We start from the raw sequence: 24,971 nt of genomic DNA, 5'->3' as shown, positions 1-24,971 counted from the left end.
CATCACCTTCGATGGCCGGCTCCCCGCAGGCCCGTCAGTAACCCCAACCACCCTGGATACACCGCTCGTTTGACAGGCCCGCCCGACCAGCGATGCCGCCCGTGAGCTAAGCTGGGCGCCGACACGCCGCCTGGCCGGATGTACAACCTTGCCCGGAGTTCTGATAGTTGTGATCCTCAAGCACTCCAGAGAGCAGCCGCCACGGCCGGACCGCAACTGCGGCTGAGCCGCACCGGGAAAGGGAAACCCATGTCCATAGTTGAGCTGAACACCAATCTCGGCCGCATTGTCCTAGAACTCGCCGATACCAAAACGCCCAAGACTGTTGAGAATTTCCTGACGTACGTACGCAACGGACACTACGACGGCACGATTTTTCACCGGGTGATCGACGGTTTCATGATCCAGGGAGGTGGCTTCACCCCGGACATGACCCAGAAGCCCACCCTGGCACCGATCGAGAACGAGGCCTCTGACGGGCTGAAGAACACCGCCTACACAGTGGCGATGGCGCGGACGAGCGATCCCCACTCCGCGACAGCCCAGTTCTTCATCAGCGTTTCGGACAACGGCTTCCTCGACTTCACGGCAGCGACCCCGAAAGGCTGGGGATACACCGCGTTCGGCCAGGTCACTGCGGGCCACGATGTCGTCGACTCCATCAAGCAGGTCAAGACGGGCACCCTCCGCGGCCACCAGGACGTGCCCACGGAGCCTGTAGTGATCGAATCCGCCAGGATTCTCGGCTGACGGATACGACAGGTAGCGGAGCTCGTAACACGATCATGATCGATGCTTCTTGAGCCGTCGCCAGCAGATGAGGCTGCAGGCCGGCGAGACGAAGGCGTCGTGGAGTTCGGTCCGCCGTTCCCGGCGGACGGCGAGGCGCTTGAACCGGTGGAGGAGGGCGAAGGTCTGCTCGACGACGTAGCGGAGCTTGCCCGGCCCCACCCCTCGATGTTCGGGGCACCCCTGCGGGAGATCACCGGCAGGATCCGGCGCTTGCGCAGTTCGTGGCGGTTGGGGTCGGAGTCGTAGCCCTTGTCGCCGAGCAGGGCCTGGGGGCGTCGGCGGGGCCGTCCTGGGCGGCCTGCGACAAGCGACTGCCTCAGGCCCTGTGTTGCCGTGCATGCACGAGCACTCGTGTCCACGCTACGACGATCCCGTGATAGTTGGGATCCATGTCCAGCGCCTTCCGGTAACGATCGGGCCTGACCGGCCAATGGATCTGGGCCTCCACGTGATCGTCCAAGGCGTCCAGCGCGTCGGCCTCGACCAAGTCGATCAGGGCAGACAAGCTCGGGGCACCGAACGCCGAGTATCGGTCGAGTTGTCCGGGTAGCAGAACGTTACCCGCTCGATCTGGAGACATTCGCCGACGGCAGCTGTGCGGTTCCTGTGGCCGTGACCGGACCGGCGACCCAGCGTTTGTCACCCACCGTGGAGCTCTCCTTGAGCTCCAGGAGACGGACTTCGTCGGTGTAGTCGCCCACGGGGACGATGACCCGGCCGGGGCGTGGCTTGGAGTGGATCTCCCCGTTCTCACCGATGACGAAGGTCATCCGTGATCGCTTCTCCGGGTCGTCGCTCGTGCAGGGCCGGATCCCCACGTCCGTGGTGTCTCCGTCGACCTTGAGGCAGAATCCGGGGTCGGCCTCGTTGTGCAGGTGTCCGTCGGTGTCGAACTTCCATCGCTGGGTGGTGCCCGAACCGCACGGAGCGGCGACGGCGTTGACACGTTTGTCCACCACCTGGTTCTCCACGTCCAGGCACAGCCCGGTGGCCGCATGGACGATCCGGGAGGGCTTGCCGAGGGGAACCGGCGAGGGAGGCTCCCCTTCCGGATCCGGAGTCGGTCCGCCCGACGGCGCTGTGTCGTGGGAGCGCGAGGGGGTGGTGGACGGGTTCGGGTCGGCCGACCGGCTGGGCTCGGGGCCCGCGAGACCGCTGAGGCCCCAGCTCTCGGGCAGGACGTCGGGAGCCGCTACCGCGGCCCCCGTGGCCACGGCGACGATCGCGGCGATGCCGCCGACGGCCTTGACGGTCCGGCGTTCCGGCACGGATCGATGGGCGGGTCGGGGACGGCTGGGACTCTTCAGGACCTCGACCAGTGCTGTCGGCACGTCGAGCGGGGTCTTCTGGCTGTCCGTGCCGAGGACGGTGCCCTGCCCGGACGACGTGGTCTCAGCAGTGGTGCGCATCGGGACGCGTTCGGTGTAGGCGGCGCCGCCCCACAGCAGCAGTCCCTCGGCCAGTAGGAGCCGTGGACCTGCGGACATTCTCGTAAGCCTGGACAGCAGGCCCGTGCAGTTGGTGCAGTGGGCCAGATGCGCGGCCAGATCCGGGTGCGGGATGCCGCCCCGCTCCTGAGCGGCGGCCTCGATGATGCGCTTGAAGCCGTGGCATTCTGCTGTGCCGCGGAGCGACAGGTGCTCCTGCACATAGGCATCCCGCATCGCGACCTGGGCTTTGGCCGCGAGATCGGGGACGGCGTCTGAGGTCGTGCCCAGGTGTGTGGCGACTTCGGAGTGCGGCTCGTCGTCGACGACGGCGTACCACAGGGCGGACCGCAGCCGTTCCGGCAGCTGGTAGAAGGCGCTGGCCATGGCGTTGGGCGGTTCGGACCCGCCGGTGACGTGCACCGTCTGCGCCCAGGCCAGGAAATCGGGCTGCAGCTGGCTCCGCCGGTCGTCAGCGGCCCAGGCGAGCGCGGCTTCGCGGACGTGTGTCAGCGCGTGGTGACGCCAGGTCCCTGACGGGTCGACCCCTTCCCGGACCTCCTTCATCGCCCGGGAGAACGCCTCGCCGGCGAGCCGTCGGCCAGCCGGATCGCCGGCGGTGTGCAACTGCGCGTAGGCCGCGACGGCGGGCAGATGTCTGCGCTGCAGCTCTCGGATGGCCGGCCCCTCGGCCTCGGTGCCGGAGCGAAGGCACTCGACGAGGTCGGTCTCGGGGAGAAGGCCGTGATCCACCCTTTCCTGGGGAGTGGGTCCGTCTGCCGTGTCCGAATGCGTCACCACAGGGCCTCGCTTCCTCGAATCTCCCACGCCGGGTGGGCAAGAGCTCACATGGCACGAGAACGTCCTGGCACGGCCAGGCCTGCACCCGGCCGGAGGGTGATCTCATACAGAGGGCACACCCTTCATACGGCTCCGGCATGCGCACTGTTCAGCTTCACACGGGCGCCCGCACCGTGCTGGAAGAGGGGATGCTCAATATGAGCTCGTACCACGATCTTGTTGAGGTGTCCTGGTTGGGCGTGACCGATGTGACGATTCGACCGTTCGGGAGGGTGTGCGTGCTCGGCCGTGGATCGTGCATGACGACTTGTGGATGCTGATCGAGCCGCTTCTGCCGCCTTGGCCCGAGAAGTCGCCGGGCCGCGACCGGTGGCGGACCGGCTGTGCGTGCAGGGCATCCTGTACGTCCTCCACCACGACATAGCCTGGCAACTCCTACCCCTGGAGCTCGGGTTCGGCTCCGGGCAGACCTGCTGGCGGCGCCTGGAGCGGTGGCAGCAGGCCGGGGCCTTCGACCAGCTGCACCGCATACTGCTTTCCGAACTGAACGCTGCCGGCGAGCTCGACTGGTCCCGTGCGTGCGTGGACGGGCTCCCGCGTCCACGCGAAAGAGGGGAGCCGACACCGGTCCGTCGCCGGTCGACCGGCGGAAGACGGGCAGCAAACACCATCCGATCTGCGACGGCCGCGGCACCCCGCTCGAGGTCATCACCACCGCGGCCACTGTCAACGACGTCTTTGCCGCGGGCGAGGTCGAGGAGGGGATGGACCCCAGGACGGTAGGGACCCCAGTCCAGGTCGGGGTCCGTTGGCGTCAGACGGCCGAGAATCTCGAACAGCGGGAGATCGTGGCGCGCGGAGAGCTCCATGAGCTCGCCGGCGATGGCGTCGCGTTCGCCGGTACGCCCGGGGTGCTGGAAGGACTGCACGAAACGGGCGTTGAGCGCGAGTACCACCACGTTGGGGTCGTGGAGGTCTCGGGCGATTTGTTCGGCTTCCCCCGCCGCCTCGTCGGCCCAAAGGTCTCGGGTTCCGCGATGCTCGAGTGCGATGGTGGCCAGGAGACGCGCTCGAAGCGCTGGTGAAGCCCCTGGTCCCAGCCGGTGCAGAGTGCGTTGAGTGGTTGCTACCAGGGCCTCGGACCGTTCGGGGTCATCGGCGCGCGTCCAGATGGGCGGGGCTTGCCGAGCCTGGGGCTGCCCGCCGGCGCACGAGCGGTGAGGCGATGCGTGCACCGGCGGTGCAACCGGACCGGACCGGTTGCTCACCTGCTCCGGGCCGATCCGGTCGGTCCGCTCGCGGACCTTCGGGGCGCGTCGCTCAGGAAGGCCGGCGGACCTTCAGCCAGACGCGGCCTCATGCGACGAGCAGCCCGATCCCGCCGAGGGTGTAGCCCATCATTGCGGCCAGCAGGGGGATCTGGCCGGCCACGGCCCGGTCCGGGGGGAAGAGCCGTACCGACCGGTCGTGCGCAGCCACGACACCGAGGACGTGCCCCGTGACGACAGCGGTGACCTGCAGCGTGGCAAGGCCGTCGGGGCCGAGAGGTCCGTCCCGTGCGGCCACCGGGCCGTGACCCGCCGCCGTCATGACCGCACGCGGGCCCTCCGTGGTGAACAGCGAGAAGTAGTGGGCGATGAGATAGCCCACGGCGATCGGCAGCAGGGAGTGGGCGAAAGCGGTGAGCGGCTGGGGCACCGGACCGGCGGTGAGGCGGACCGCACCCGCGCAAACACCGTAGAGAGCGGCGATGGCGGCCACGGTCCCCAACAGCCCTAGGAGAGCTGTCGTGGTGGGGCCCGCAGGCGAGGTCTGCAGCACGGCGATCCACGCAGGCGCGTCCGACATACCGTCATAAGCGGTGCTGCCGAGCAGCACACACATGACGGCCACGAGCCCGGGGGCGCGGGGAGTGCCGTCGAGGCCCTGCAGAGGACTGCGCAGGACGAGCTGCCCGTCGGCCCTGCGCGCCAGCGGAGCCAGCCGGGCGAGGAGTGCGGAGTAGACGTCGAACGCGTCGCACCGGTCGAACCAGTGGCTGCCGAAGACCGCCGCCCCTGCCAGCTGTACGGCCGCGTAGGTCACCAGGAAGAGGAGCAGAGCCGTTCTCGAGGCGGGGTGGGGGGAGGCCAGCTCCAGCCACGTGAAGGCCAGCAGCCCGGCCGCCGCAGGCCAGTACCCGAGCTGCCGGGGCAGCTGTCTGCTTCCCCTGCGCGGATCACGGCGCGCCGTCCGGCAGCCGAGAGCATGCAGCGTGCGCAGCGGGTTCAGCAGCCGCCACACCGGGCCGAACAGCAGTGACGCGGGTACGAGACCCACCCAGAACAGGACGTAGACCACTGCGGGTGCCGGGTTGCGGTCGGCGTCGTTCGGGCCCAGCAGCAGATGAAGCAGCACCACGGCGGCAGCGGCGAGCCCGAGTCCCCGCGCCGCGCCGCGCACGACGCGCGCTTGTGCCGCACGCTGCACCGGGACCGGCAGGGGGCGGCCGGCGCGGTCGCCCCGGAAGCGGGGGGCCGGCCAGAGCAGTCCCAGGGCGAGGAAGGAGACGAGCAGCGCGGCGAACGCTCCGGCGTATGCGTGGAAGGCGGAGACCGGCAGGTCGTGGCGGGCGCCGACGCCGTGGGCGAGCGGGGTCACGGCGATCACCGGACGGCGAGCTGCGTCAGTACGAGGCCGGACCGGTGCGTCTCCACCTCGTACAGGCCCGACCGGTCCAGGAGCACCTGAAGGGTGACGGTGCGGCCGGCCGTGAGCACGGCCGAGCGGTCCACTCCGTGGACGTGCAGTTCGTCGTCGGTGTCGCTGGTGACGCGGAGGGTGAGCCGTTCGCCCTTCCTCAGCTCGATGCGTCCGGGTTTCGGGCTGACGACGCCTCCTGCGACGGTGATGTCGACCGTCCTGCCGGAAGGCTTCTGTTCCTGGTCCGGCCCCAAGGGCGGTGGGGCGGTACTGGACAGGGGCACGCTGTCCTGGACCGGTTTGCCGTCCAGAGACCACACGGTGTGGTCGTCGGCGTGCAGCCTGACGGTGAGCATCTGCGAGCCGGCGGGTACGTCGGCCGAGGGCAGATGGTGCCGGTCGCCGTACACCCGTGCGACCTCTGCGCCGTCCAGCAGCAGACGAGCGTGGCCGCTGCCCAGGACCGCCGCCCCGCCCACGCTGTCCGGGCTGAAACGGAACCGTCGGACGTCGAGCCGGATGTTCCATCCGTCGTGCGTATCGGCCCGGACGGTCACGGTGACGGCGGGAGCGTCCTTGGCGGGCACCTGCCGGAGCCGCTCGTGACGGCTTCTGCCCTCGGTGGGCAGCAGCGTGCCTGCCGGGCCGGGGACCGTGTCGTGGTTCGTTCCGGGCCTGTGGTGGGTGTCGGGGCGCTCCGTGCAGCCGGCGCAGAGACCGGCGGCGAGGACGAGGGTGCCAAAGATACCGGCCGTCCGGAGCGTGTGCGCCAGTCGCCGCCCGCTCACGGCATCACCCGGGCGGTCCGGCCAGCGGCCGCCCCGGAGGAGGATCCGGCGCCTGCCGGCCGGGCCGCGGCCACCACCGCCCAGACGACCCAGACCAGCCCCAGCAGGCCGCGCGGCCACGCCGGGCCGAGCGGTGTCCACGGGATCATGAGCACCGCCTGGTCGAAGGCGTCCAGCAGGGTCAGCAGGCCGAGCATCACGGTCGTCCAGCCGAAGAGGCGACGCGTGCCCCGCAGCGCGAGTCCGGTGACGGCCCACCAGGTCCCGAGCAGCAGCAGGGCGAGCGGCGGTACCACCGTCGGGGCAAGTGTGGCTGTCTCCCCGGCGACGTCCAGGGCCAGACCGGCCGCGCCGAGCGCGGTCACCGCGGTGACCCAGCGGTGGTGGCGCAGTCTGCGCCACCACAGCAGTCCACCGACCGCCGCGAGCACGACGGCGATGCCGAGAGCGAGCTGCACCTCGATGCGTTCGATCCCGCGGGCTCCGTACCAGTCGCAGCCCACGGGCAGCCGCCGTTCCCTGACGCTGTACTCGGAGCACACCATCAGCTGGGCGACCTTCACCGGTTCACCCACGATGCGGTGCGAACCGCCGGACACCGCCCCCGCCCTGTCGCCGCACCGCGGAAGGGTGCGCGGGCTGCTGCCTCGGACCTTCTGCCAGCAGTTGCCCCGCCCCTGGCCGTCCCACCAGACATCGGTTGCATTGGGGCGGGCCCTGCCGTCCTTCGTCGTGCCGAGGCGGTTGTCGTGGAAGCGGTTGTGGTGCGAGGTGTCGGCCTGCCGCGACCAGGCTTCGTCGCCGCGGACGAACGCGGGGACCGCGTTGAGGTGGAACGCGGTCCGCCGGTGTCCGTAGACCCAGTTGCCCTCGAAGACATTCCAGTTCCCTCCCGCCACCAGGACTCCGGTGCCGGGCGGCACCGACGTCTGGGGGCAGACGACGCCCTGCTCGTAGCCCCGCTCGGCGGGCGGCCGGTCGCACGTGCCGTCCTTCACATACCGGTAGTAGTCCTGGTTGTTGTCGTGGATGAGGTTGCGTTCGAACCTGGCGTGGTTCTGCGGCAGGCCCGGGTGACCGGGAAACGCACTGTCCATCGAGGCGCCGGCCATGTTGTTGTCGAACTCGTTGTCATGGGCCCAGACCGAGTCGCCGGCGGTCCCCGAGTAGCCGAGCAGGTTGTGGTGGCTGCGGCAGCCGGTGATCTCGATCGAGTAGCGCGGTACGTCGTAGCCGCGCCCGGCGTTGATGTCCGAGGCGCTGCCCGGGTAGATCCCCGAGTCGCCGTTCCCGTACGACTCGCAGTTGCGGTACAGGCCGTGGTCGCTGGCGAAGGTGAGGAAACCGTATTCGTCGTTCCAGCGGGTGAGCACGGTGTCGATGACGAAGCCGTCGACTCCCAGTATGTACAGCGAGTTGAAGGTGGTGCGCTGGGCGGTGAAATTTCGGAAGTAGATGCCGTCGGAGCCGTCCGCGCGGATCGCGTTGAGCTTGCGGTAGCCGGCGTCCACGACGACGTCGCGCGGGTCCGCCCCGGTGCCCTCGATCTGCAGGTCCTGCTTCCCGAGAACGGCAACGAGATTCTGATTGTGGGGGCACTGCTTCTGTTGCGCGTAGGACAGCACCTGGTAACCCAACGCCGCCCTGGGAGCCTTGAGCCGGGCACACCTGCCCGTCGGCTCCGGCTGCGAGGGCTCCTCCTCGTAGCGCCCGGGCAGGACGGCGATGTTCGTTCCCGGCCGGTCGGCCGCATCCACCGCCTGCTGCAGGTGCCGGAAGCCGTCACGCTCGCACCGCTCGTACAGCCGCAGGTTGCGCTCCCGCAGCGCGGCCGGGAACCGGGCGATGCGCTGCTCGAAGTCCGTCCTTCCGGTCTTGCAGACCAGCAGGTCCGGCTCACCCCCGCGGTAGACGGGTACGCTGCCCGATCCGTCGGGGAAGGCGACTTCACGCTCCTCGTGGGCCTGAACACCCGGCGACGCGCCCAGGAGAACCGCGCCTGTCATGCAGAGTCCCATCAGCATTCGACGTGTCCACGTCATTCGCATGGCGTGCAAAGGTAGAGCACGTTCCGTGTATAGGGAAGGCGTCCTGTGGTCGAAGGAGTCGGCGCGGCGGGGCGAGGCGGCCGTGCCACCCGCCCTGCCGGCACGTCCTGCGGTGACGGGCGGGCAGCGGGCGCGAGATTGCGTCGGACCCGGGGTGCTCGTGGCGGTGATCCCTGCACGTACCCCGCCACCACGGCGGCGGGGCGGCCGTCCACGCGCGAGCGTCGAGGGGCGCGCGACGGCCGCGCCATCCTCCCGGGGCCGCCCGCCCAGGCCGGGGCGACGAGGTCCGGCAGCGGATGCCCGACCGCACCGGCCGCACAGCTTCGGGAGCGCCGGCCCGAGCGGGTCCACGGCCTGCTCGTCGGGACCCCGGCTGCGACCGCTTCGCCGGTCCTTGTGGGTGCTGGCCCTGTTGGACGGCTGTTCGAGCTCGAGTACCGCCCGAAGTCCGGCACCCGGCCGCCGTCGGGATCCGCCCCGCCGTCGCCCTGCCCGTGCGCCGTTCGCCGCCCCGGCGACCGCGCCGGTGGGGCGGGTCGGTTCAGGCGAAGCGCTGCTGCGCAGAGCCGTCGCAGGCGCGCAGGTGCAGCTCGCCCCGGGGAGCGGTGAGCGTCAGGCACATGCGCGTCGCCGCCTTCGGCCGGATGGTCCCCTCGACGAGGGCGAAGCGCTGGTTCTCCTGCCCGTGGCAGTTCCACAGGTGCGGGGACGCGCCGGCGGTGTAGTCGCTGCGGGGCATGTCCAGGCAACGGTCGTGTGTGAGGGCGCTGTGCACCATGCCTCGCCCGGGGTCGTACCACCATGCCTGGTTGCGGCCGCCGTGGCAGTCCCAGCCGGCGATGTGCGAGCCGTTCGCGGTCTTCGAGCGGTACACGTCGATGCAGCCGCCGGTCGCCTCGTTGCGCAGAGGGCGGAGCATGTCGTCCCACGCGCCTTCGTAGAGCACCGGCTTGCCCGTGCTTGCCGGGTCTGCGCAGCTCGCCTCGCGCCAGTCGACGGCGTGCAGCTGGGTCAGGCATGCCGCGAAGGCGCCGTGGCCGCGGCCGTTCGGGTGGAAGGACTGGCGCAGGGAGTTGGCATCGGGCGGGAAGGGGTTGAGAAGGTCGATGGTCAGCCCTCGCGCCCAGGCGTTGTCCATGCACACCTCGTGCCCGTGGAAGAGGCGGGAATTGTCGAGGTAGACCGCACCGGCGCGGCGCGCTGCCTCGCGTATTCCGCGCTCGAAGGCGGGTACGGCCGTGTTGCGGCCCCAGGCCGCGTCCGAGTCGTGGCCGGTGCATCCGCCCCACAGCTTCCCCCTGAAGCCGGGGTTGTCGTAGACGTCCGGGCCGATGGGGCTGGGGTAGCCCATGACGACCAGCTGGTAGTCGGTGTCCGCGTACCCGGCCCCGCGCATCACGGTCCGCAGGTCCCGTGCGGCCCTCTCGACCTTGGGCGTCAGTGCGTCGACCCGCGCCTGCCAGCCGGGACCGTAGGTGGGTTCGCAGGGCCCCTTGAAGAGCAGCCAGCGCTTGACGCAGTCGGTCATGACGGAGCCGAAACGCAGGTCGTCGTTGGCCCCGACGACCAGGAGCACCATCTTCACGGTGGTGTTCCGTGCCTTGATGGCAAGATGGTCGCTCTGGACGAGCTCGTCGGCGTGCTGCTTGGTGCCGCCGATGACGATGTGGCCCGTCCGGGCCCCGGAGCAGGCGAGGTTGTAGCTTCTGTCCGTGCCGATACGGGTGCGGTGGATCGCCGCGTCGGGGGAGCGGTGGCACCAGTTGTCGGGCCCGTCGGTACCCCGCTCGTAGGTGCCGATGCCCTCGCCGGATATCTCGCTGTCGCCCAGCGAGGCGACCGAGGTCAGCCGGTCGTCGAAGGGACGCTCGGCAGGGTTCCCGTACAGCGATGTCGCCTCCGCCGCCCGGATGCGCTCCAGCTCCGCCGGTAACGGCGTCGAGACGGGTGCCGGGGTACCGGCCCCGTCGGCCGACGCCGTGCCCGCCAAGCCGCCGAGAACGGTCACCGACGCGGCGACGACCGCGAGTGCGTGTCTGAGCCTGTGTCTTCTGCGGTACATGCCCGCCTCCTGAAAGTTGGGGGTTACCCCTGGTTACTTACGGGTGGCTGAAACGGCTGGGAACACCGAGAACAGGACAAAGAAGGCCGGGTCGATTCCCACACCCTCCGCTGTTGCGTTCCGCAGACCCCGAAGGGACGGCAGCGCGTTGCGCTGTCGGGCCTTCCGGATCCGACGGCCGCCGCCGGCAACCGGCCGCCCTGCCCCGGCCACCCTTCCGTCGTGGTGTCCGGCCGCCACGGCCTCCGGCAGGTCGCCGTCCGGGCCGGAGCGGGCAAGTATCAACACCCGTGTCCCCGCCGGGCCTTGTGGAGTGAGTTGAGCTCAGCTCAAGGTGCCGGGGTGACCCGACCCACATGGCCGAGAGGTGCCGCCTCACGGGAGCTGCTGCGGCAGGCCGCCGCCGAGGAACTCGCGGAGAACGGCACCCTGGAGGTCGCCGCCGTCGCCGCCCGCGCCGGAATCAGCACAGGTCTGCCCTACCGGTACTTCGGCACCCGCAACGGCCTGCTCATCACCGTGGTCGGCGGTCCAGCACACTTCACACGTCTGCGTCCCCGTCCTGCGGGGCTCACGGAGGGGGTGTCCCACAGTGGAAGGGGGTGGTAGAAGAACAGGTGGGTACACATCACGGGCAGCCAATGCAGACGGCCCGCCACCCGCACTCCGGACTCGTCAGCGTGCGCCACCGCGGCAGCGGCCAGACGGTCCGTGACCTGTGTCTCGACACCTGCGAGGCCCTCGTGCGCGCGGTCCAGGACGGACAGGACGGTGCCGGTGGAGAGGGGCAGACCGAACAGGGCGTCCATCGACTCGGCCAGGCGCTTGGCCGGCAAGTGCTGGTAGGCCGACAGGTAGCAGACCGCCGCCCGTACCCCGGCCCCATACACGGTGGCCGCGCCGACCTGCCCGGGAGCCGTCGCGGTCGTGGTGCGTCCGCAGCCGCAGACCCTCCGGCGCAGCCGGTGCTCGGTCACCTCAGAGCGGATCTCGGGCAGATCGAAGACCTGCCGGGCCCGATAACCCGCACTCGGCCCACCCCCGAGTCCGGCCCCGCAGCCGCCGCACTCGGCGGGATGATGATCGACGCTCACATCCGGGACGGCGACCTGCTGCAGCCGCCCGCCGGATCCCCCTTGGCCCGGCCCGGCCTGCGCCCGGAGGGCTTGCGCAGCCCATCACAGGACGGCGGCTTGGAAGAGTTGTGCGAGTCCGCCGCGACCTGCCGCTCCAACTCCGCGATCCGCTCCGTCTGCTGAGCGATCGCCTCCGCCTGAGCGGACACCAGCAGCTTCAACTCCATCACCGGAGCGGCCAGTTCCTCGTACGAGGGCGGCGACTGGGCGGAGGACACAAGATCAACCTACCGGACCACCCGACCGAGCCACACCAGATCACCGCAGCTCCCGAGCAGTCCTTGACAGCTACCATGGCGGCGGCGGTCGGCCGCCGCCGCCATGCCGATGCCGAGCTCTATTCGTCGGCCTTCTCGACGTCGGCCTTCGTACGACTGGCCAGGCGCTCATAGCGCTGCCTCGCCGCCTGCGAGGTTTCGAGGCCGAGACCGAACGCGATCTCCGACCAAGTCATCCCACGGCCATGCGCCATCTTGAGAATTCCGACCTCCACTTCGTCCATCTCGGCACGAGCGAGCGGGAGAAGACTCAACGCGGCCGTGATGTCCGCGCGATCCACCTCCGGTTCCTCTCCCTCGAGCTGCGCCGCCCCACTGAGCAGGAACGACACAAGCCTGACCGCCTCATACGGGCTGATCATGTGAGACTGGGTCTGCCGACGACGCTGTCCGTCGGTGACCGCATGCCGTTCGGCGATGCGGAAAAGAGAGGTGTACGCACGCTGCACTCTGGCTTCGTGCGCGCTCGGGGCGGTGAAGGCATCGGCTGATTGCGGCGGAATCGATGACATACAGCAACCCTGACATGTAAACATCTTGTTGTCAACGGACTGTTTTCGAACTGATATTCCCATCTGAGGTCGGCGCGGCATCGGCCAACGAACGAGGCCTCATGTCGGTCCAGTGAGCGGCGACGTACTCCAAGCAGGCCGCCCTGTCGGTCTCGCCGTGGACAATCGACCAGCCCGCAGGGATCTCGGCGAAGGCCGGCCAGAGGGAGTGCTGCCCCTCCACGTTCACCACCACGAAGAAGCTGCCGTCTTCCTTGTCGAACGGGTTGCTCATGACGTCCTACCTTTCCAAGGGGCTCTGTTGCGGAAGTGGCCATCGTGTGCGGTCTCTTGCGCGTCGTGCCCTCAGACCGCCCCTGCCTGCGGCACCGCGGGCGACCGAAAGCGGTTGAAGGCTCCGACGTGCCTGGCGCGCATCTCCTCGTCCCGCACGCCCAGGCCTTCCGTGGGCGCCAGGCACAGGACCCCCACCTTGCCGTGGTGCACGTTGCCGTACACGTCGAAGGCGGCCTGTCCGGTCTCCTCCAAGGGATAGACCTTCGAGAGCGTGGGGTGGATCCTGCCCTTCGCGACGAGCCGGTTGGCCTCCCAGGCCTCACGGTAGTTCGCGAAGTGGGAACCGATGATCCGCTTCAACGACATCCACAAATATCGATTGTCGTACTGATGTTCATAGCCCGAGGTGGAGGCGCAAGTGACGATCGTGCCGCCCTTCCGCGCAACGAACACGGACGCGCCGAAGGTCTCGCGGCCCGGATGCTCAAAGACGATGTCCACGTCCTCACCTCCGGTCAGCTCTCGGATGCGCTTGCCGAAACGCTTCCATTCCGGGGGGTCCTGGGTGTTCTCGTCTCGCCAGAACCGGTAGCCCTCGGCATCACGGTCGATGATCGCCTCAGCACCCATGGAGCGGCAGATCGCCGCCTTCTGCGGCGTCGACACCACACAGACCGGGATGGCACCGCCTGCCAGTGCCAGCTGTGTGGCGTACGAACCCAGGCCGCCGCTCGCGCCCCAGATCAGCACGTTGTCGCCCTGCTTCATCTGCGCACCGTTGCGCGACACCAGCTGTCGGTAGGCCGTGGAGTTGACGAGTCCTGGCGCGGCAGCCTCCTCCCAGGTCAAGTGCCGGGGCTTCGGCATCAGTTGGTTGGACCTCACCAATGCGAGCTCCGCCAGACCGCCGAAGTTGGTCTCGAAGCCCCAGATGCGCTGCTCGGGGTCCATCATGGTGTCGTCGTGGCCGTCGCTCGACTCCAGCTCCACGCTCAGACAGTGCGCCACGACCTCGTCACCGGGCTTCCACACCTGCACCCCGGGGCCGGTCCGCAGCACCACGCCGGCCAGGTCGGAGCCGATCACGTGGTACGGCAGGTCGTGCCGCTTCGCCAGTTTGCCGCGCCGGCCGTAGCGCTCCAGGAAAGCGAAGGTCGGCAGCGGCTCGAAGAGGGAAGACCACACGGAGTTGTAGTTGACCGAGGAGGCCATCACCGCCACCAGGGCTTCGCCCGGGCCCAGTTCGGGCACCGGCACCTCGTCCAGATGCAGTGACTTGCGCGGGTCCTTGCCGGCCGGGTCGACACCGGTGAACATCTCCGTCTCGTCCTTGTGCACGGTGATGGCGCGGTAGGACTCGGGGAGCGGCAGGGCCGCGAAGTCCGCGGCGGTCGCCTCGGCCGACAGGATGGCGCTGAGAATCTCGTTCACAGGCTCAGGCCACCGCTCCGGAGGTGGAACCGAGCCGCCGTATCGTGGCCTCGATCCGGGCCAGCACGGCCTGCTGCTGCGCCACCAGGTAGAAGTGTGCGCCGGGGTACACCTGGAGTTCGAAGGCTCCGTCCGTCTCCTCTGCCCAGGTCCGGGCCTCGTCTGGGGTGACCCGGGGGTCGGCGTCGCCCGTCATCACGACGAAGGGGCAACTCAGCCGGGGGCCGGGGGTGCGCTGGTAGGTCTCCACCGCACGGTAGTCGGCCCGCAGCGCGGGCAGGATCATCCGCAGTACCTCCTCGTCCTGGAGCAGGGCCGCGTCGGTGCCGTCGAGCTTGGTGACCTCCGCGATCAGCCGCTCGTCGTCTCCCTTGTGGACGGTTTCCGTCCGCTGGATGGACGGGCCCCGGCGGCCAGAGACGAAGAGCACCGCGGGTGGCCGCCCGGCAGCCTCCAGGAGCCGGGCCAGCTCGAAGCCGACCATGGCGCCCATGCTGTGGCCGAACAGGGCCAGGGGCGTGTCCTCCCGGTCGACCAACGCGCGGAACACCCCCTCTGCGAGTTCCTGGATGGAGCCTGCCGGGGACTCCTGCCGGCGGTCCTGGCGGCCGGGGTACTGCACCGCCAGCACGTCCACCGCAGGCGACAGCGCCTTGGAGACCGGGAAGTAGAAGCTCGCCGAGCCCCCTGCGTGCGGCAGGCAGAGCAGCCGCGGCGCGCCCGGCGTCGGCTGGTGGAAACTGCGCAGCCACAACTGGTGCTCTGCGCTGGACCGGTCGTGCATGAAGATCCCCCTTGCTGGAACATGCTGTGTGCGAAATGGACTTGTGCGGAAGGTGGTTGACGCCGGGAGGTGCTTCGGCGGGCGATGTGATGCGGAACGTGCGTCGGGGCGGAGCGACGCCCGGCCCGTGCGAACGGCGCTTCCAGGGGCTCAGACGGTCACGGTGACCTCGTAGGAGACGAGCCACCGGTTGAGCCACAGCGCCATCTCGATGCCGCCGCGGTCGTGCGGCAGGCTGACGTCGTCCAGCTCACGGCCGAGGACGCGGTTGACCCGTGCGGTGTTGAGCAGCGGCAGCACCGGTGAGTCCGGATCTGCCAGCACCTTGCGCAACTCGGTGCGCAGCGCCTGCTCGTACCGGATGTCCTGGGTGGCGGGGAACGGGGTCTTGGTGCGCTCCAGTACCGAGTTCGGCAGCACATCGCGGACCGCGGCGCGCAGCAGGCTCTTCTCCCGGCCGTCGAACGACTTCATCGCCCACGGCACGTTGAACACGTAGTCCATCAGGCGGTGGTCGCAGAACGGCACCCGGACCTCCAGGCCGACGGCCATGCTCATGCGGTCCTTGCGGTCCAGCACGGCCTGCATGAACCGGGTGATGTTGAGGTAGGTGACCTCGCGCATGCGCCGGTCGACCGCCGACTCCCCGGCGAGCACGGGCACTTCGGCGAGGGCCTCGGCGTAGCGGTCCCGGCGGTAGCCCTCCAGGTCCAGCTTCTCCAGCAGGCCCTGGTCGATCAGCGATCTGCCGCCGAAGATGCGCGCCGAGCCGGGGGTGAGCCAGGGGAAGGTCGGCGCGTCGACCGCCTCGGGGCGCTGGTACCAGCGGTAGCCGCCGAACAGCTCGTCGGCGGACTCGCCGGACAGCACCACGGTCGCCCGCTTGCGGATCTCGCGGCACAGCAGGTAGAGCGACGGCCACAGGTCGCCCCAGTACGCCGGCGGGAGGTCGGTGGCGCCCAGGATCGCCGCCCGGACCGCCGGGTCGGCAAGCTCGGTGCTGTCGAGCAGGACCTCGCTGTGGTCGGAGCCCACATGGGCGGCGCAGTCCCGCACGTACGGCGCGTCGGCCGTGCCGCGGACCGCGTCCGGCTCGAACCCGTCGGCCGCGCCCTGGAAGTCCACGGAGTACGAGCGGACCGGGCCGCGTCCCTCGGCGGTCAGCGCGCGCTGGGCCAGCGCGGTGATGGCCGAGGAGTCGAGGCCGCCGGAGAGCAGGGTGGCGACCGGGACGTCCGCGATGAGCTGGCGGGAGACGATGTCCTCCAGCAGCTCCCGGACGGTGGCGATCGTGGTGTCCAGGTCGTCGGTGTGCTCGCGAGCGGTGAGCTGCCAGTACCGGGTCCGGGTCAGGCCGCCCTCGGTCACCCGCACCACCTGTCCGGGGCGGACCTCGGACAGGTCGGTGAACGGCGTGACCTCCGGGGTGCGGACCATGTCCAGGATCTCGGCGAGGCCCTGGGCGTCGACGCGGCGCGGCACGCCGCGGTGGGCCAGGACGGCCTTCGGTTCCGAGCCGAACACGACGCCGTCGGACGTGCGGGCGTAGTAGAGCGGCTTGACCCCGATCGGGTCGCGGACGAGCAGCAGTTCGCGGGTGGTCGCGTCCCACAGGCCGATGGCGAACATGCCGTTGAGCCGGGCGGTGAAGTCGGCGCCCCACTGGAGGTAGGCGTTGAGGACGACCTCGGTGTCGCTGTCGGTGCGGAACGGGTGCCCGAGGGCGGCCAGTTCGGCACGCAGCTCCCGGAAGTTGTATATCTCTCCGCAGAAGGTCAGGGCCGCCAGGGTCCGGCCGTCGCGTGTCGCGACCATGGGCTGGGCGCCGCCCGCCGGGTCGATGATGGACAGTCGGCGGTGGCCGAGCGCGACGGGTCCCTCGATCCAGACGCCCTCGGCGTCCGGGCCGCGGCAGATCATGGTGTCGGTCATCGCCTGGACGACGGACCGGTGCCGCGCGAGGTCGTCGCCGTGGGCCACCCATCCGGTGATTCCGCACATGTCGTTGTCTCTTTTCGTGCTTCAGGCCGCGGCGAGCGCGGCGTTGACGCGGTCGAGCAGCTGGCGCGGCGTACGGGCCTCGCTGATCACGCTCTCGCCGAGTTCGACGCCGTGCTTGCGCTCGATCCGGCGTACGGCGTTCAGCGTGGTGAGCGAGTCGAAGCCGAGGGCGGCGAACGTGACGTCCGAAGGGTCGCCCTCGGGCTCGACCGGGTCCTGGTCGCCGATGCTGCGGTTGAAGATGTCGATCAGGTCCTGGATGGTCAGCTCAGCCATGGTCGTTCCTCTCTCTGTTTCTCTCGGTGCTGCGGGTTGTCGGTGAGGGCTCGGTGGGGGTGCCGGGTCAGACGGTGAGCAGGGTGCAGTACCAGTGCATGCCGATGGACAGACCCGCGAGCGCGACCAGGTCGCCCTCGGCGAGCTCGCCGCGTTCGAGCAGGGTGTCCAGGCAGATCAGCTGGTCGGCGCCGCCGCAGTGGCCGAGGTCCTTGGCCAGTTCGGCGTTGGTGCGGTCCAGGGGCACGCCGACGGCCTTGGCGACGTCGGCGAGGGAGTCCTGGTTGTCGTTGAGGAACAGGAACCGCTTCACCTGGCCGGGGTCGGCCCCGGCCCCGTCGCACGCGTCCTCGAACACGGTGCGGACGCGGCTGTTGAGGGTGCGGACGAACTTCGCCAGGTGCTCGGGCTCCCGGCGGAAGTGCCGGTACACCAGGGACAGCGGGTCGACGTCCAGGTTACCGGTGCCCTCGGGGGCGTGCGGGGCGACGGCGCCACCGTACTCGACCCGGTAGAAGTCGGCGTACGTGGGGTCGGTGAGCTGCTCGGTGGCCAGCCAGCGGAGCCGGTCGTGGCCGCGGCGCAGCACGGCCGCCGCGGCGCCGTCGCTGCCGAGCAGGGTGTTGAAGCGCATGCGGTTGGTGTGTGCCTCGCTGACCTGGTTGACGGCGACCAGCAGGACCGTCTCGGCGTCGGGGCGGGTCGCGAAGGTGCCGGCGATCTGCTGGAAGGCGGTGACTCCGGACGCGCAGCCCTGGGTGAGCAGCAGGGTCGGTGCCGTGCCGGCGCCGATCGCGCGGGCGACGACGGCGGAGGTGTCCCACAGCAGGTACTCGGGGACGCTGCTGTCGGCGACCACGACGAGGTCGAGGTCGCGGGGGTCGACTCCCGCCTTGGCGAGGGCCTTCTCGGCGGCGCGGGCGGCGAGCGCGGTGGAGGTGGTGCCCTCCGGGGCGCGGTGGTAGCCGCGGTAGCCCCAGAGCAGGACGCGGTCGGGGTCGTCGACGTGGTCGGCTGCGGTTGCGGCGAGGTCGCGCGGATCGCCGAGGGCGTGGGCGAGCGCGAGGACGCCGAAGTCCGTGACGGGCATCGGGTCTGGGTTCTCCTTGTCCGTGGGCCTGTTCAGCGGGGTCCGGGCCAGTTCAGCGGGGGAACACGCCGTCGGCGGTCCAGCCGCCGTCGAGGCGCAGGGTGGTGGCGGTGAGATAGGCGAACTCGTCGCCGGTGAGGGACAGGACGAGGTCGGCGATCTCCTCGGGCTCGGCGAGCCGGCCCAGCGGGGTGCGGGCGGCGATGGCCGACTCGTCCAGGTTGCCGTTGGCGAAGCCCTCCGCGACCAGGGGGGTGCGGACGTAGGCGGGGCTGACGGCCACCACGCGGACGCCGTGCTCCGCCCATTCGACGCCGAGCGCCTCGGTGAGCATGACCACGCCGGCCTTGGACGCGCAGTAGGCGGCGCGGCCGGGGACGGCCCGGTGTGCCATGACGGAGGCGAGGTTCACCACCAGTCCGCGGCGCGCGGACAGGGCGGGGAACAGTGCCTGGGCGCAGTAGAACGTGCCGCTGAGGTTGACGCCGACGACCCGTTCCCAGGTGCGCGGCTTCAGCTCCGCCGACGGGGCGATGGCGCCGACGCCCGCGCTGTTGACGAGGAGGTCGGTCCCGGTCACCTCGCGGGCGGCGGCCTGGACGGACTCGGTGTCGGAGACGTCCACCTCGCGCCAGTCGGCGAGGCCGGTGGTGTCGCCGGGTTTCCGGTCCCAGCCGGTGACCGCCCAGCCCGCCCGGGCCAGCCGGGCGGCGACGGCCGCGCCGATGCCGCTGGACGATCCGGTCACGACCGCGTGTCGCCGGCTGCTCATGTCCGCTCCTTCCAGGTCCGGTAGACGGTCTCCACGGAGGCGCTCACCGCGGCGACGGCGGCCTCGTAGGCGTCGGCCACCGGGTGGGGCTCCGGGTACGCGCCCGTTCTCGGGTGGGCGCCGGTCACGGCGCGGGGGCTCGGCACCGGGTCCGCCGCGGGCCCGGTGAGGCCGAGGGCGGCCAGGTCCGGGGTGTGGCCCTCCGCCCATAGTGCGGCGGCGGCCCAGCGCAGCTGGTCGAGTTGGAGCCGGGTCGGCGAGCCCGCGCTGACCGTGAGGTGGGGCCGGCCGGCGAGGGTGGCCGCGACGAAGCGGGTGAGGCTGCCGCAGCCGGCCTGCACGAAGGCGCGGGCGCCCTGCTCGTACAGCCGCTCGATCACGGCACGGAACCGGACGGGCTCCACCAGGTGCCGGTCGAGCAGGGCGCGCAGTTCGGTCTCGTCGTCCGGGTAGGGGGCGACGGTGGTCGCGGACCAGACGGGGACGGCGGGGCGGGCGAGCGGCACCCGGTCGAACACGGCCGAGAAACCCGGCAGGTACGGGGTGAGCATCGGCGAGTGGAACCCCGACCGGAACGGCAGCACCCTGCGCGGCACCTCGGGGTCGGCGATCCGGGCCAGGCAGCGTGTGACGGCGTCCTCGTCGCCGCACAGCACGCTCTGGTCGGGCCCGTTGTCGTGGGACAGCACGACCCGCGGCTCTCCCTCGGCGAGCCGGGCCGCCGCCTCGGCGGGCAGGCCGACGGCGGCGAAGACCACGTCGGGGACCGGGGCGGCGCCCATGGTCCGGGCGAACTCGTCGAACGCCGTCTCGGGGAAGAGTCCCGCCGCGAACAGGGCGCTCCACTCCCCCGCGCTGTGCCCCGCCATGGCGTCCGGGACGATCCCCGCCCGCAGCAGCGCCGCGTGGAGCACCCGGTTGAGCCGCAGGGTGGCGTGGGTGCGCTCGGCGAGGGTGGCGGCGCCGGTCGCCGGTCCGGCGGGGCGACCCAGCCAGCGCAGGACGTCGTCGGGGGGCGGGCCGGTACGGGCGTCGAGCCCGGGGAAGAGGAAGACGGTGCGGCCGACCGGCCCGGGCCGGGGCGCGAACCAGATGTCGTTGCCGCCGTGCCACGGTTCGCCCCGGTCGATCAGGGCGAGGGCCTGTGCGATCCGCTCGGCCGTGGGGTCGAGCACGGCGACCCGGCAGGGTCCGGTGCCGCCGCGCCGGCCCGAGCGCAGGGCGGTGCCCAGGGCCCCGGGGCCGACCGCGGCGGCGAGGAGGATGTCAGTCAAGGGCGCTCCCGAACCCGGCGGGGTCCCCGACGGTGAGCAGCACCTGCGGGTCGCTGCCGAAGGCCAGTTCGCGCAGGAAGGCCCGTACGCCGTCGTCCGGGTCGATCAGGCCGATGCCGTTGCGGGCGTACGCCCGTTCCAGCTCGGCGGTCACCATGCCGCCCGCGTCGGCCGCCCAGGGGCCCCAGTCCAGGGCGAGGACCCGGTCGGCGACCCGGCCGGACCACTGCCGGGCCAGGGTGTCCAGAGCGTCGTTGGCGGCGGCGTAGTCGGTCTGGCCGCGGTTGCCGGTCACGCCGGCGATGCTGCCGAAGAGCACCAGGTGGCGCAGGCCCGGCCGCAGCCGGGCGGCCAGCGCCCGGGCGCCCGCGACCTTCGTGTCGTACACCTCGGCGAACTCGTCGGGGGTCTTGTCCCGCAGCAGCCGGTCGCGGACCTGGCCGGCCGCGTGGACGACGGTGTCCAGCCGGCCGTGCCGGGCGTACACGTCGTCCAGGACGGCACCCAGCCGCTCGGGGTCGCGTACGTCGGCGCGGTGGTAGCGCACGGAGGCGGCCCGGCCGGCGAGGTCGTCCAGGCACTGCCGGACCTGCTGGCCGGCGGCGTGGGCACGGACCGCGCGTTCGATGCCGGCCGGGTCGCGCCCGCCCTCGGCGATCAGGCGGGTCCGCAGGTCGGCGTCGGTGAGGACCGGCCCGGTGACGGGTTCGCTGCGGCCGACGAGTTCGATGTGGCAGCCGGTGAGGGTGGCCAGGGCGCGGGCGACGCGTGCGGTGATGCCGCGCGCGCCGCCGGTGAGGAGCACCACGGAGTCGCGGTCCAGGCCGAGGTCGCCGGCGGTGACGTCGGCGGCGGGCAGCGGGGCCGGCCGGGTGCGCCAGACGGCCCGGCGGCCGTCGGTGTGGGTCACGGACGGCTGGCTGCCGCCGAGTTCGGCGAGCAGGGTGCGCGCCGCTTCCTCGGCCGGCTGTCCGGCGGGCAGGTCGACGGCGACCACCGCGAGGCCGGGGTGCTCGCGGGAGAGGGCGCGGGCGAGGCCGTGCACTCCGCTGCCGGCGGGTCCCGCGTCGTGGCAGGTGGCCAGCAGCACGGTGCGTACACCGCCCAGGACGGCCGCCTGTATGTCGGCGAACCGGCCGGGCAGGATGCCGTCGCCGCCGTCGAGGGCGTCGAGCAGCAGGCGGGCGTCGCAGCCGGCGGGGTCGCTGACGACCTCGGTGCCGCGCTCCTTGAGCAGCGTGGCCAGCACGTCACCGACCTCACCGCCGCCGCTGACGGCGGCCCGGGTGAGGGTCGGCGGCGGACCGGCGGGCCGTTCCTCGGGCACGGGTTCGACGACGTGGCGCACGGTGCCCGAGGCGCCGGCGGGCATGGCTTCGGGCTCCGGCACGGCCGCCTGGCGGTCGGCGCCGTCGGGGCCGGTGCGGGTGGCGAGCCAGTCGGTCATCGCCCGGATGGTGCGCAGGTCGGCGAGTTCGCCCACGGCGTCCGCGGCCGGGGTGCCGCGGACCAGGGCGGAGGCGATCTCCGTGCGCTTGAGCGAGTCGACGCCGAGGGCGGCTTCCAGGTCCAGGTCCGGGTCGAGCATGGCCGGCGGGTAGCCGGTGCGTGCGGCGACCAGGTCCAGGACGGTGGGCGCAGCGGTCCCGGCGGATTCCGCTGGGTCGTGCTCGGCGGGCGGCTCCGGGGCCGGGGGTTCCGTGCCGAGGTAGCGGAGCACGACCTCCTGCTGTGCGGCCACGATCCGCTGGGTGCCGCGCAGGAACTCGATGACGGTCTCGTCCCGGCTGTCGGACACGCCGCCGCCAGTGAGGGTCACGGGCGGTCCGGCCGGCTGGAGTCCGCCGGGGACGGGCGTGCCGTCCGCGGTGCGGACCAGGTGGCCGTCGACGGTCCATCCGGGGGGCGCGGACACCGGCTCGTCCCGGGCGCCGGTCAGCTCGTCCAGCCGTACGGGTGTGCCGCGTACGGCGAGCGCGGCGAGGGTGCCGAGCAGATGGGCGAGGCCCGGGCGGCCCGGGGCCTCCACGGACAGGGCGGTGTGCGGGCGGCCGGCGAGCACCTCGCCGGCCAGGCGGGTCAGAACCGTGCCCGGGCCCGCCTCCACGAAGACGCGGACGCCGGCCGCGTACATGTCCTCGATCTGCTCGGCGAACCGCACCGGGCGGGCGAGTGCGCCGGCGAGCTGGGTGCGTATCGCCTCGGGGTCCGTCGGATACGGCCGGGCGGTGGCGCCCGACCAGACCGGCAGCCGGGGCACGCGGAGGTCGTGGCCGGCCAGTGCGCCGGCGAAGGCGTCGACGGCCGGGGCCATCCGCGGGCTGTGGAAGGCCGCCGCGACCGGTAGCCGCTTGGCGGTGTGCCCGGCCTCCCGGAGTACGGCGACGGCGGCGTCGATCCCGGCGGCGGAGCCGGCGAGCACCACCTGGCCGGGCGCGTTGTAGTTGGCCGGCGTGACGTCGTCCGCCAGGCCGTGCCGGGCGAGCAGTTCGGCGACCGTGCCGGCGGGCGCGGCAACCGCGGCCATCGCGCCGGGGTCCTGGCCCGCCGCGATGTGCATGGCCTCGGCCCGGGCGCCGCTGAGCGGCAGTACGGCCGTCTCGGGGAGGGCGCCGGCGGCGGCGAGGGCGGGCAGTTCGCCGTAGCTGTGGCCGGCGGTCATGTCGGGTTCGACGCCGCAGGCCCGCAGGAGGTCCAGGGCGGCGAGTGCCCCGAGGCCGAGGGCGGGCTGGGCGAGCCGGGTGTCGACCAGGCGCGGGGGTGTGCCGCCGAAGGTGGCGGGCGGGAAGACGGCGCCGGTCAGTGCCGGTTCGGCGCGCAGGAACCGGTGCAGGCGCGGGAAGGCGACGAAGAGGTCGGCCAGCATGCCGGGCCGCTGGCTGCCCTGGCCCGGGAAGAGCAGCGCGACGGGCTGCCGGGTGCCGTCTCCCACGTGGACGCCGCGTTCGGGGCGGTCCTCCAGGCGCAGGGCCAGGTCGAGCTGTTCTCCCAGCGTGGCGGTGCCCTCGGTGACGAGGGCGACCCGGGCCGGGCCGGTGCCGGTGACGCCGGTGAGGGCGTACGGCCGTACGGTGCCGTCGGCCAGCCGGCCGGCCAGGTCCCGCAGGGCGGTGCGGACCTCGTCCTCGGTACCGCGGAACAGGAGCAGTCCGGCGGACCTCGGGGCGGTCTCGTGCGACGGGTCCGGGGCGGGGGCGGCCACGACGGCGTGGTAGTTGACCCCGCCGAAGCCGAATGCGCTGACTCCTGCGACGCGTCGGGGCTCGGCCCAGGGGCGGGCCGTGGTGTCGAAGGCGAACGGGCTGGTCGCCGGGTCCCAGGCCGCGTTGGGCTCGGTGAGGCGGGTGGGCGGCCGGACACCGGTGTGCACGGCGAGTACGGCCTTGATCAGTCCCGCCATGCCGGCCGCGCACTTGGCGTGGCCGATGAGGGACTTCACCGAGCCGAGCGAGCACGCTCCGGGACCGGCACCGGCACCGGCACCGGCGGTGCGGAACACCTCGGTGAGCGTCTCCAGTTCGGTGCGATCGCCGAGCACCGTGCCGGTGCCGTGCGCCTCGACGAGGCCGACCTCGCGGGGGGACAGGCCCGCGAGGGCGTAGGCCCGTTCCAGGGCGCGCCGCTGGCCCTCGGGGCGGGGCGCGGTCAGGCCGAGGCCGCGTCCGTCGCTGCCTGCGCCGACCGCCTTGATCACGGCGTAGACGCGGTCGCCGTCCCGTTCGGCGTCCGCGAGCCGCTTCAGCACGAGGCAGGCGACGCCCTCGGCGAGGACGATGCCGTCGGCGGAGGCGTCGAAGGCACGGCAGCGGCCGGTGGGCGAGAGTGCCCGCACGGAGCCGAACAGCAGGTGGTCGTGGAGCCCGTTGTGGGTGTCGACGGCGCCGCACAGCACCATGTCGCTGGTTCCGGCGAGGAGTTCCTTGCAGGCCTGGTCGAGCGCGGCCAGCGAGGACGCGCAGGCGGCGTCGACGGTGTAGGTGGGGCCGCCGAGGTCGAGCCGGTTGGCGACCCGGCCGGCGATGACGTTGGCGAGGGTGCCGGGGAAGGAGTCCTCGGTCAGCCGGGGCAGCCGGGCGTCCAGCTCCTCCGGCACCGACTCCAGGTGCTGACCGAGCATCGAGCGCGCCGCGTACGCGGAGGCGAGGTCGGCCCCCGCCTCCGCGGCGAAGATCACCGAGGTGGTCTCCCGGTCGAACGGCCGCTCGCGGTACCCGGCGTCGGCCAGTGCCCGGTCGGCGGTGTGCAGGGCGAGCAGCTGGGCGGTCTCGATGCCGCCGAGGGAGTTGGGCGGGACGCCGTGGGCGAGGGCGTCGAAGGGCAGGGGCGGCAGGAAACCGCCCCACTTCGACGGCGACTGCTCGCCGGGGGCCGCGTCGGCGCCGCCCCAGTGGCGGTCGGCCGGCCAGCGGTCCGGGGGTACTTCGGTGACGGAGTCGACACCGGCCACCACGTTGGCCCAGTACCGGTCGAGGTCCGGTGCACCGGGGAACGCGCAGGCCATGCCGACGACCGCCACGTCGTAGGAACGCGGGCTCATC

Annotated in this window: 20 protein-coding genes and 2 pseudogenes; 4 read left to right on the top strand and 18 right to left on the bottom strand. The window is 71.8% G+C overall.

Annotated features, from left to right (window positions below):
• Positions 1-249 precede the first annotated feature (249 nt).
• Complete coding sequence (locus V5O46_RS29365) at positions 250-750, top strand: peptidylprolyl isomerase (RefSeq protein WP_332887760.1); 501 nt, start codon at positions 250-252, stop codon at positions 748-750.
• Positions 751-783: 33 nt separating this feature from the next.
• On the opposite strand, the gene V5O46_RS29360 is transcribed toward V5O46_RS29365, so the two are convergent.
• Positions 784-951: a hypothetical protein gene (locus V5O46_RS29360; RefSeq protein WP_332887759.1), complete on the bottom strand. Its 168-nt coding sequence runs from the start codon at positions 949-951 to the stop codon at positions 784-786.
• 398 nt (positions 952-1,349) lie between these two features.
• Complete coding sequence (locus tag V5O46_RS29355; protein WP_332887758.1) at positions 1,350-2,972, bottom strand: ricin-type beta-trefoil lectin domain protein; 1,623 nt, start codon at positions 2,970-2,972, stop codon at positions 1,350-1,352.
• A 357-nt stretch (positions 2,973-3,329) separates the two neighbouring features.
• Between V5O46_RS29355 and V5O46_RS32035 the strand changes: the two are divergent.
• Positions 3,330-3,533 (top strand): annotated as a pseudogene (locus tag V5O46_RS32035) (transposase); the annotation flags it as partial.
• A gap of 65 nt (positions 3,534-3,598) precedes the next feature.
• Positions 3,599-4,105: a hypothetical protein gene (locus V5O46_RS29350; RefSeq protein WP_332887757.1), complete on the top strand. Its 507-nt coding sequence runs from the start codon at positions 3,599-3,601 to the stop codon at positions 4,103-4,105.
• Between the two features lie 271 nt (positions 4,106-4,376).
• Here the strand turns inward: V5O46_RS29350 and V5O46_RS29345 are convergent, their stop codons facing one another.
• The 4 genes from V5O46_RS29345 to V5O46_RS29330 form a co-directional block, all read right to left on the bottom strand.
• Positions 4,377-5,660 carry a hypothetical protein gene (locus V5O46_RS29345; protein WP_332887756.1) on the bottom strand — a complete coding sequence of 428 codons (1,284 nt, stop codon included), beginning with the start codon at positions 5,658-5,660 and terminating at the stop codon, positions 4,377-4,379.
• A 5-nt stretch (positions 5,661-5,665) separates the two neighbouring features.
• A complete protein-coding gene (locus tag V5O46_RS29340) occupies positions 5,666-6,490 on the bottom strand; it encodes a cupredoxin domain-containing protein (protein WP_332887755.1) in 825 nt (274 codons plus the stop codon).
• On the bottom strand, positions 6,487-8,532 hold the full coding sequence (locus tag V5O46_RS29335; RefSeq protein WP_332887754.1) for a right-handed parallel beta-helix repeat-containing protein: 2,046 nt from the start codon (positions 8,530-8,532) through the stop codon (positions 6,487-6,489). Before V5O46_RS29335 ends, V5O46_RS29340 begins: the two co-directional genes overlap by 4 nt.
• Positions 8,533-9,082: 550 nt before the next feature.
• Positions 9,083-10,603 (bottom strand): ricin-type beta-trefoil lectin domain protein, encoded by a 1,521-nt coding sequence (locus V5O46_RS29330; RefSeq protein WP_332887753.1) that lies wholly within the window; start codon positions 10,601-10,603, stop codon positions 9,083-9,085.
• Positions 10,604-10,825: 222 nt separating this feature from the next.
• Between V5O46_RS29330 and V5O46_RS29325 the strand changes: the two are divergent.
• A pseudogene (locus V5O46_RS29325) lies at positions 10,826-11,062 on the top strand (hypothetical protein); the annotation flags it as partial.
• Between the two features lie 20 nt (positions 11,063-11,082).
• Here the strand turns inward: V5O46_RS29325 and V5O46_RS29320 are convergent.
• The 12 genes from V5O46_RS29320 to V5O46_RS29265 form a co-directional block, all read right to left on the bottom strand.
• Positions 11,083-11,697, bottom strand: coding sequence for an IS66 family transposase (locus tag V5O46_RS29320; RefSeq protein WP_332887752.1), 615 nt, complete (start codon positions 11,695-11,697; stop codon positions 11,083-11,085).
• Complete coding sequence (locus V5O46_RS29315) at positions 11,694-11,957, bottom strand: DUF6444 domain-containing protein (RefSeq protein WP_332887751.1); 264 nt, start codon at positions 11,955-11,957, stop codon at positions 11,694-11,696. The genes V5O46_RS29320 and V5O46_RS29315 overlap by 4 nt, the downstream gene beginning before the upstream one ends.
• A 119-nt stretch (positions 11,958-12,076) precedes the next feature.
• Positions 12,077-12,529, bottom strand: a complete 453-nt coding sequence (locus V5O46_RS29310) for a DNA-binding protein (RefSeq protein WP_332887750.1) — start codon at positions 12,527-12,529, stop codon at positions 12,077-12,079.
• A 31-nt stretch (positions 12,530-12,560) separates the two neighbouring features.
• Positions 12,561-12,803: an MbtH family protein gene (locus tag V5O46_RS29305; protein ID WP_332887749.1), complete on the bottom strand. Its 243-nt coding sequence runs from the start codon at positions 12,801-12,803 to the stop codon at positions 12,561-12,563.
• Positions 12,804-12,874: 71 nt separating this feature from the next.
• A complete protein-coding gene (ccrA, locus tag V5O46_RS29300) occupies positions 12,875-14,236 on the bottom strand; it encodes a crotonyl-CoA carboxylase/reductase (RefSeq protein ID WP_332887748.1) in 1,362 nt (453 codons plus the stop codon).
• Positions 14,237-14,240: 4 nt separating this feature from the next.
• Positions 14,241-15,020 (bottom strand): thioesterase II family protein, encoded by a 780-nt coding sequence (locus V5O46_RS29295; RefSeq protein WP_332887747.1) that lies wholly within the window; start codon positions 15,018-15,020, stop codon positions 14,241-14,243.
• A gap of 150 nt (positions 15,021-15,170) precedes the next feature.
• Complete coding sequence (gene asnB / locus V5O46_RS29290) at positions 15,171-17,021, bottom strand: asparagine synthase (glutamine-hydrolyzing) (RefSeq protein ID WP_332887746.1); 1,851 nt, start codon at positions 17,019-17,021, stop codon at positions 15,171-15,173.
• A 21-nt stretch (positions 17,022-17,042) separates the two neighbouring features.
• Positions 17,043-17,297 (bottom strand): acyl carrier protein, encoded by a 255-nt coding sequence (locus V5O46_RS29285; protein ID WP_332887745.1) that lies wholly within the window; start codon positions 17,295-17,297, stop codon positions 17,043-17,045.
• 67 nt (positions 17,298-17,364) lie between these two features.
• Positions 17,365-18,387, bottom strand: coding sequence for a 3-oxoacyl-ACP synthase III family protein (locus tag V5O46_RS29280; protein WP_332887744.1), 1,023 nt, complete (start codon positions 18,385-18,387; stop codon positions 17,365-17,367).
• A gap of 52 nt (positions 18,388-18,439) precedes the next feature.
• Positions 18,440-19,159 (bottom strand): SDR family NAD(P)-dependent oxidoreductase, encoded by a 720-nt coding sequence (locus V5O46_RS29275; protein ID WP_332887743.1) that lies wholly within the window; start codon positions 19,157-19,159, stop codon positions 18,440-18,442.
• Complete coding sequence (locus V5O46_RS29270) at positions 19,156-20,433, bottom strand: ACP S-malonyltransferase (RefSeq protein WP_332887742.1); 1,278 nt, start codon at positions 20,431-20,433, stop codon at positions 19,156-19,158. The genes V5O46_RS29275 and V5O46_RS29270 overlap by 4 nt, the downstream gene beginning before the upstream one ends.
• On the bottom strand, positions 20,426-24,970 hold the full coding sequence (locus V5O46_RS29265; protein WP_332887741.1) for an SDR family NAD(P)-dependent oxidoreductase: 4,545 nt from the start codon (positions 24,968-24,970) through the stop codon (positions 20,426-20,428). Before V5O46_RS29265 ends, V5O46_RS29270 begins: the two co-directional genes overlap by 8 nt.
• Position 24,971 lies beyond the last annotated feature (1 nt).

This window comes from Streptomyces poriticola (assembly GCF_036689765.1).
In the GTDB taxonomy this organism is placed as follows: domain Bacteria; phylum Actinomycetota; class Actinomycetes; order Streptomycetales; family Streptomycetaceae; genus Streptomyces; species Streptomyces poriticola.
Note: the sequence above shows the minus strand (reverse complement) of the source record. Positions and strands in the feature narration are given on the sequence as shown.

Excerpts from the sequence above, each read along its gene's own strand:
- V5O46_RS29335 (WP_332887754.1), bottom strand. The coding sequence starts at position 8,532 with ATGACGTGGACACGTCGAATGCTGATGGGACTCTGCATGACAGGCGCG.
- V5O46_RS29310 (WP_332887750.1), bottom strand. The coding sequence starts at position 12,529 with ATGTCATCGATTCCGCCGCAATCAGCCGATGCCTTCACCGCCCCGAGC.
- V5O46_RS29305 (WP_332887749.1), bottom strand. The coding sequence starts at position 12,803 with ATGAGCAACCCGTTCGACAAGGAAGACGGCAGCTTCTTCGTGGTGGTG.
- V5O46_RS29365 (WP_332887760.1), top strand. The coding sequence starts at position 250 with ATGTCCATAGTTGAGCTGAACACCAATCTCGGCCGCATTGTCCTAGAA.
- V5O46_RS29280 (WP_332887744.1), bottom strand. The coding sequence starts at position 18,387 with ATGCCCGTCACGGACTTCGGCGTCCTCGCGCTCGCCCACGCCCTCGGC.
- V5O46_RS29265 (WP_332887741.1), bottom strand. The coding sequence starts at position 24,970 with ATGAGCCCGCGTTCCTACGACGTGGCGGTCGTCGGCATGGCCTGCGCG.
- V5O46_RS29275 (WP_332887743.1), bottom strand. The coding sequence starts at position 19,159 with ATGAGCAGCCGGCGACACGCGGTCGTGACCGGATCGTCCAGCGGCATC.
- V5O46_RS29285 (WP_332887745.1), bottom strand. The coding sequence starts at position 17,297 with ATGGCTGAGCTGACCATCCAGGACCTGATCGACATCTTCAACCGCAGC.
- asnB (WP_332887746.1), bottom strand. The coding sequence starts at position 17,021 with ATGTGCGGAATCACCGGATGGGTGGCCCACGGCGACGACCTCGCGCGG.
- V5O46_RS29330 (WP_332887753.1), bottom strand. The coding sequence starts at position 10,603 with ATGTACCGCAGAAGACACAGGCTCAGACACGCACTCGCGGTCGTCGCC.
- V5O46_RS29295 (WP_332887747.1), bottom strand. The coding sequence starts at position 15,020 with ATGCACGACCGGTCCAGCGCAGAGCACCAGTTGTGGCTGCGCAGTTTC.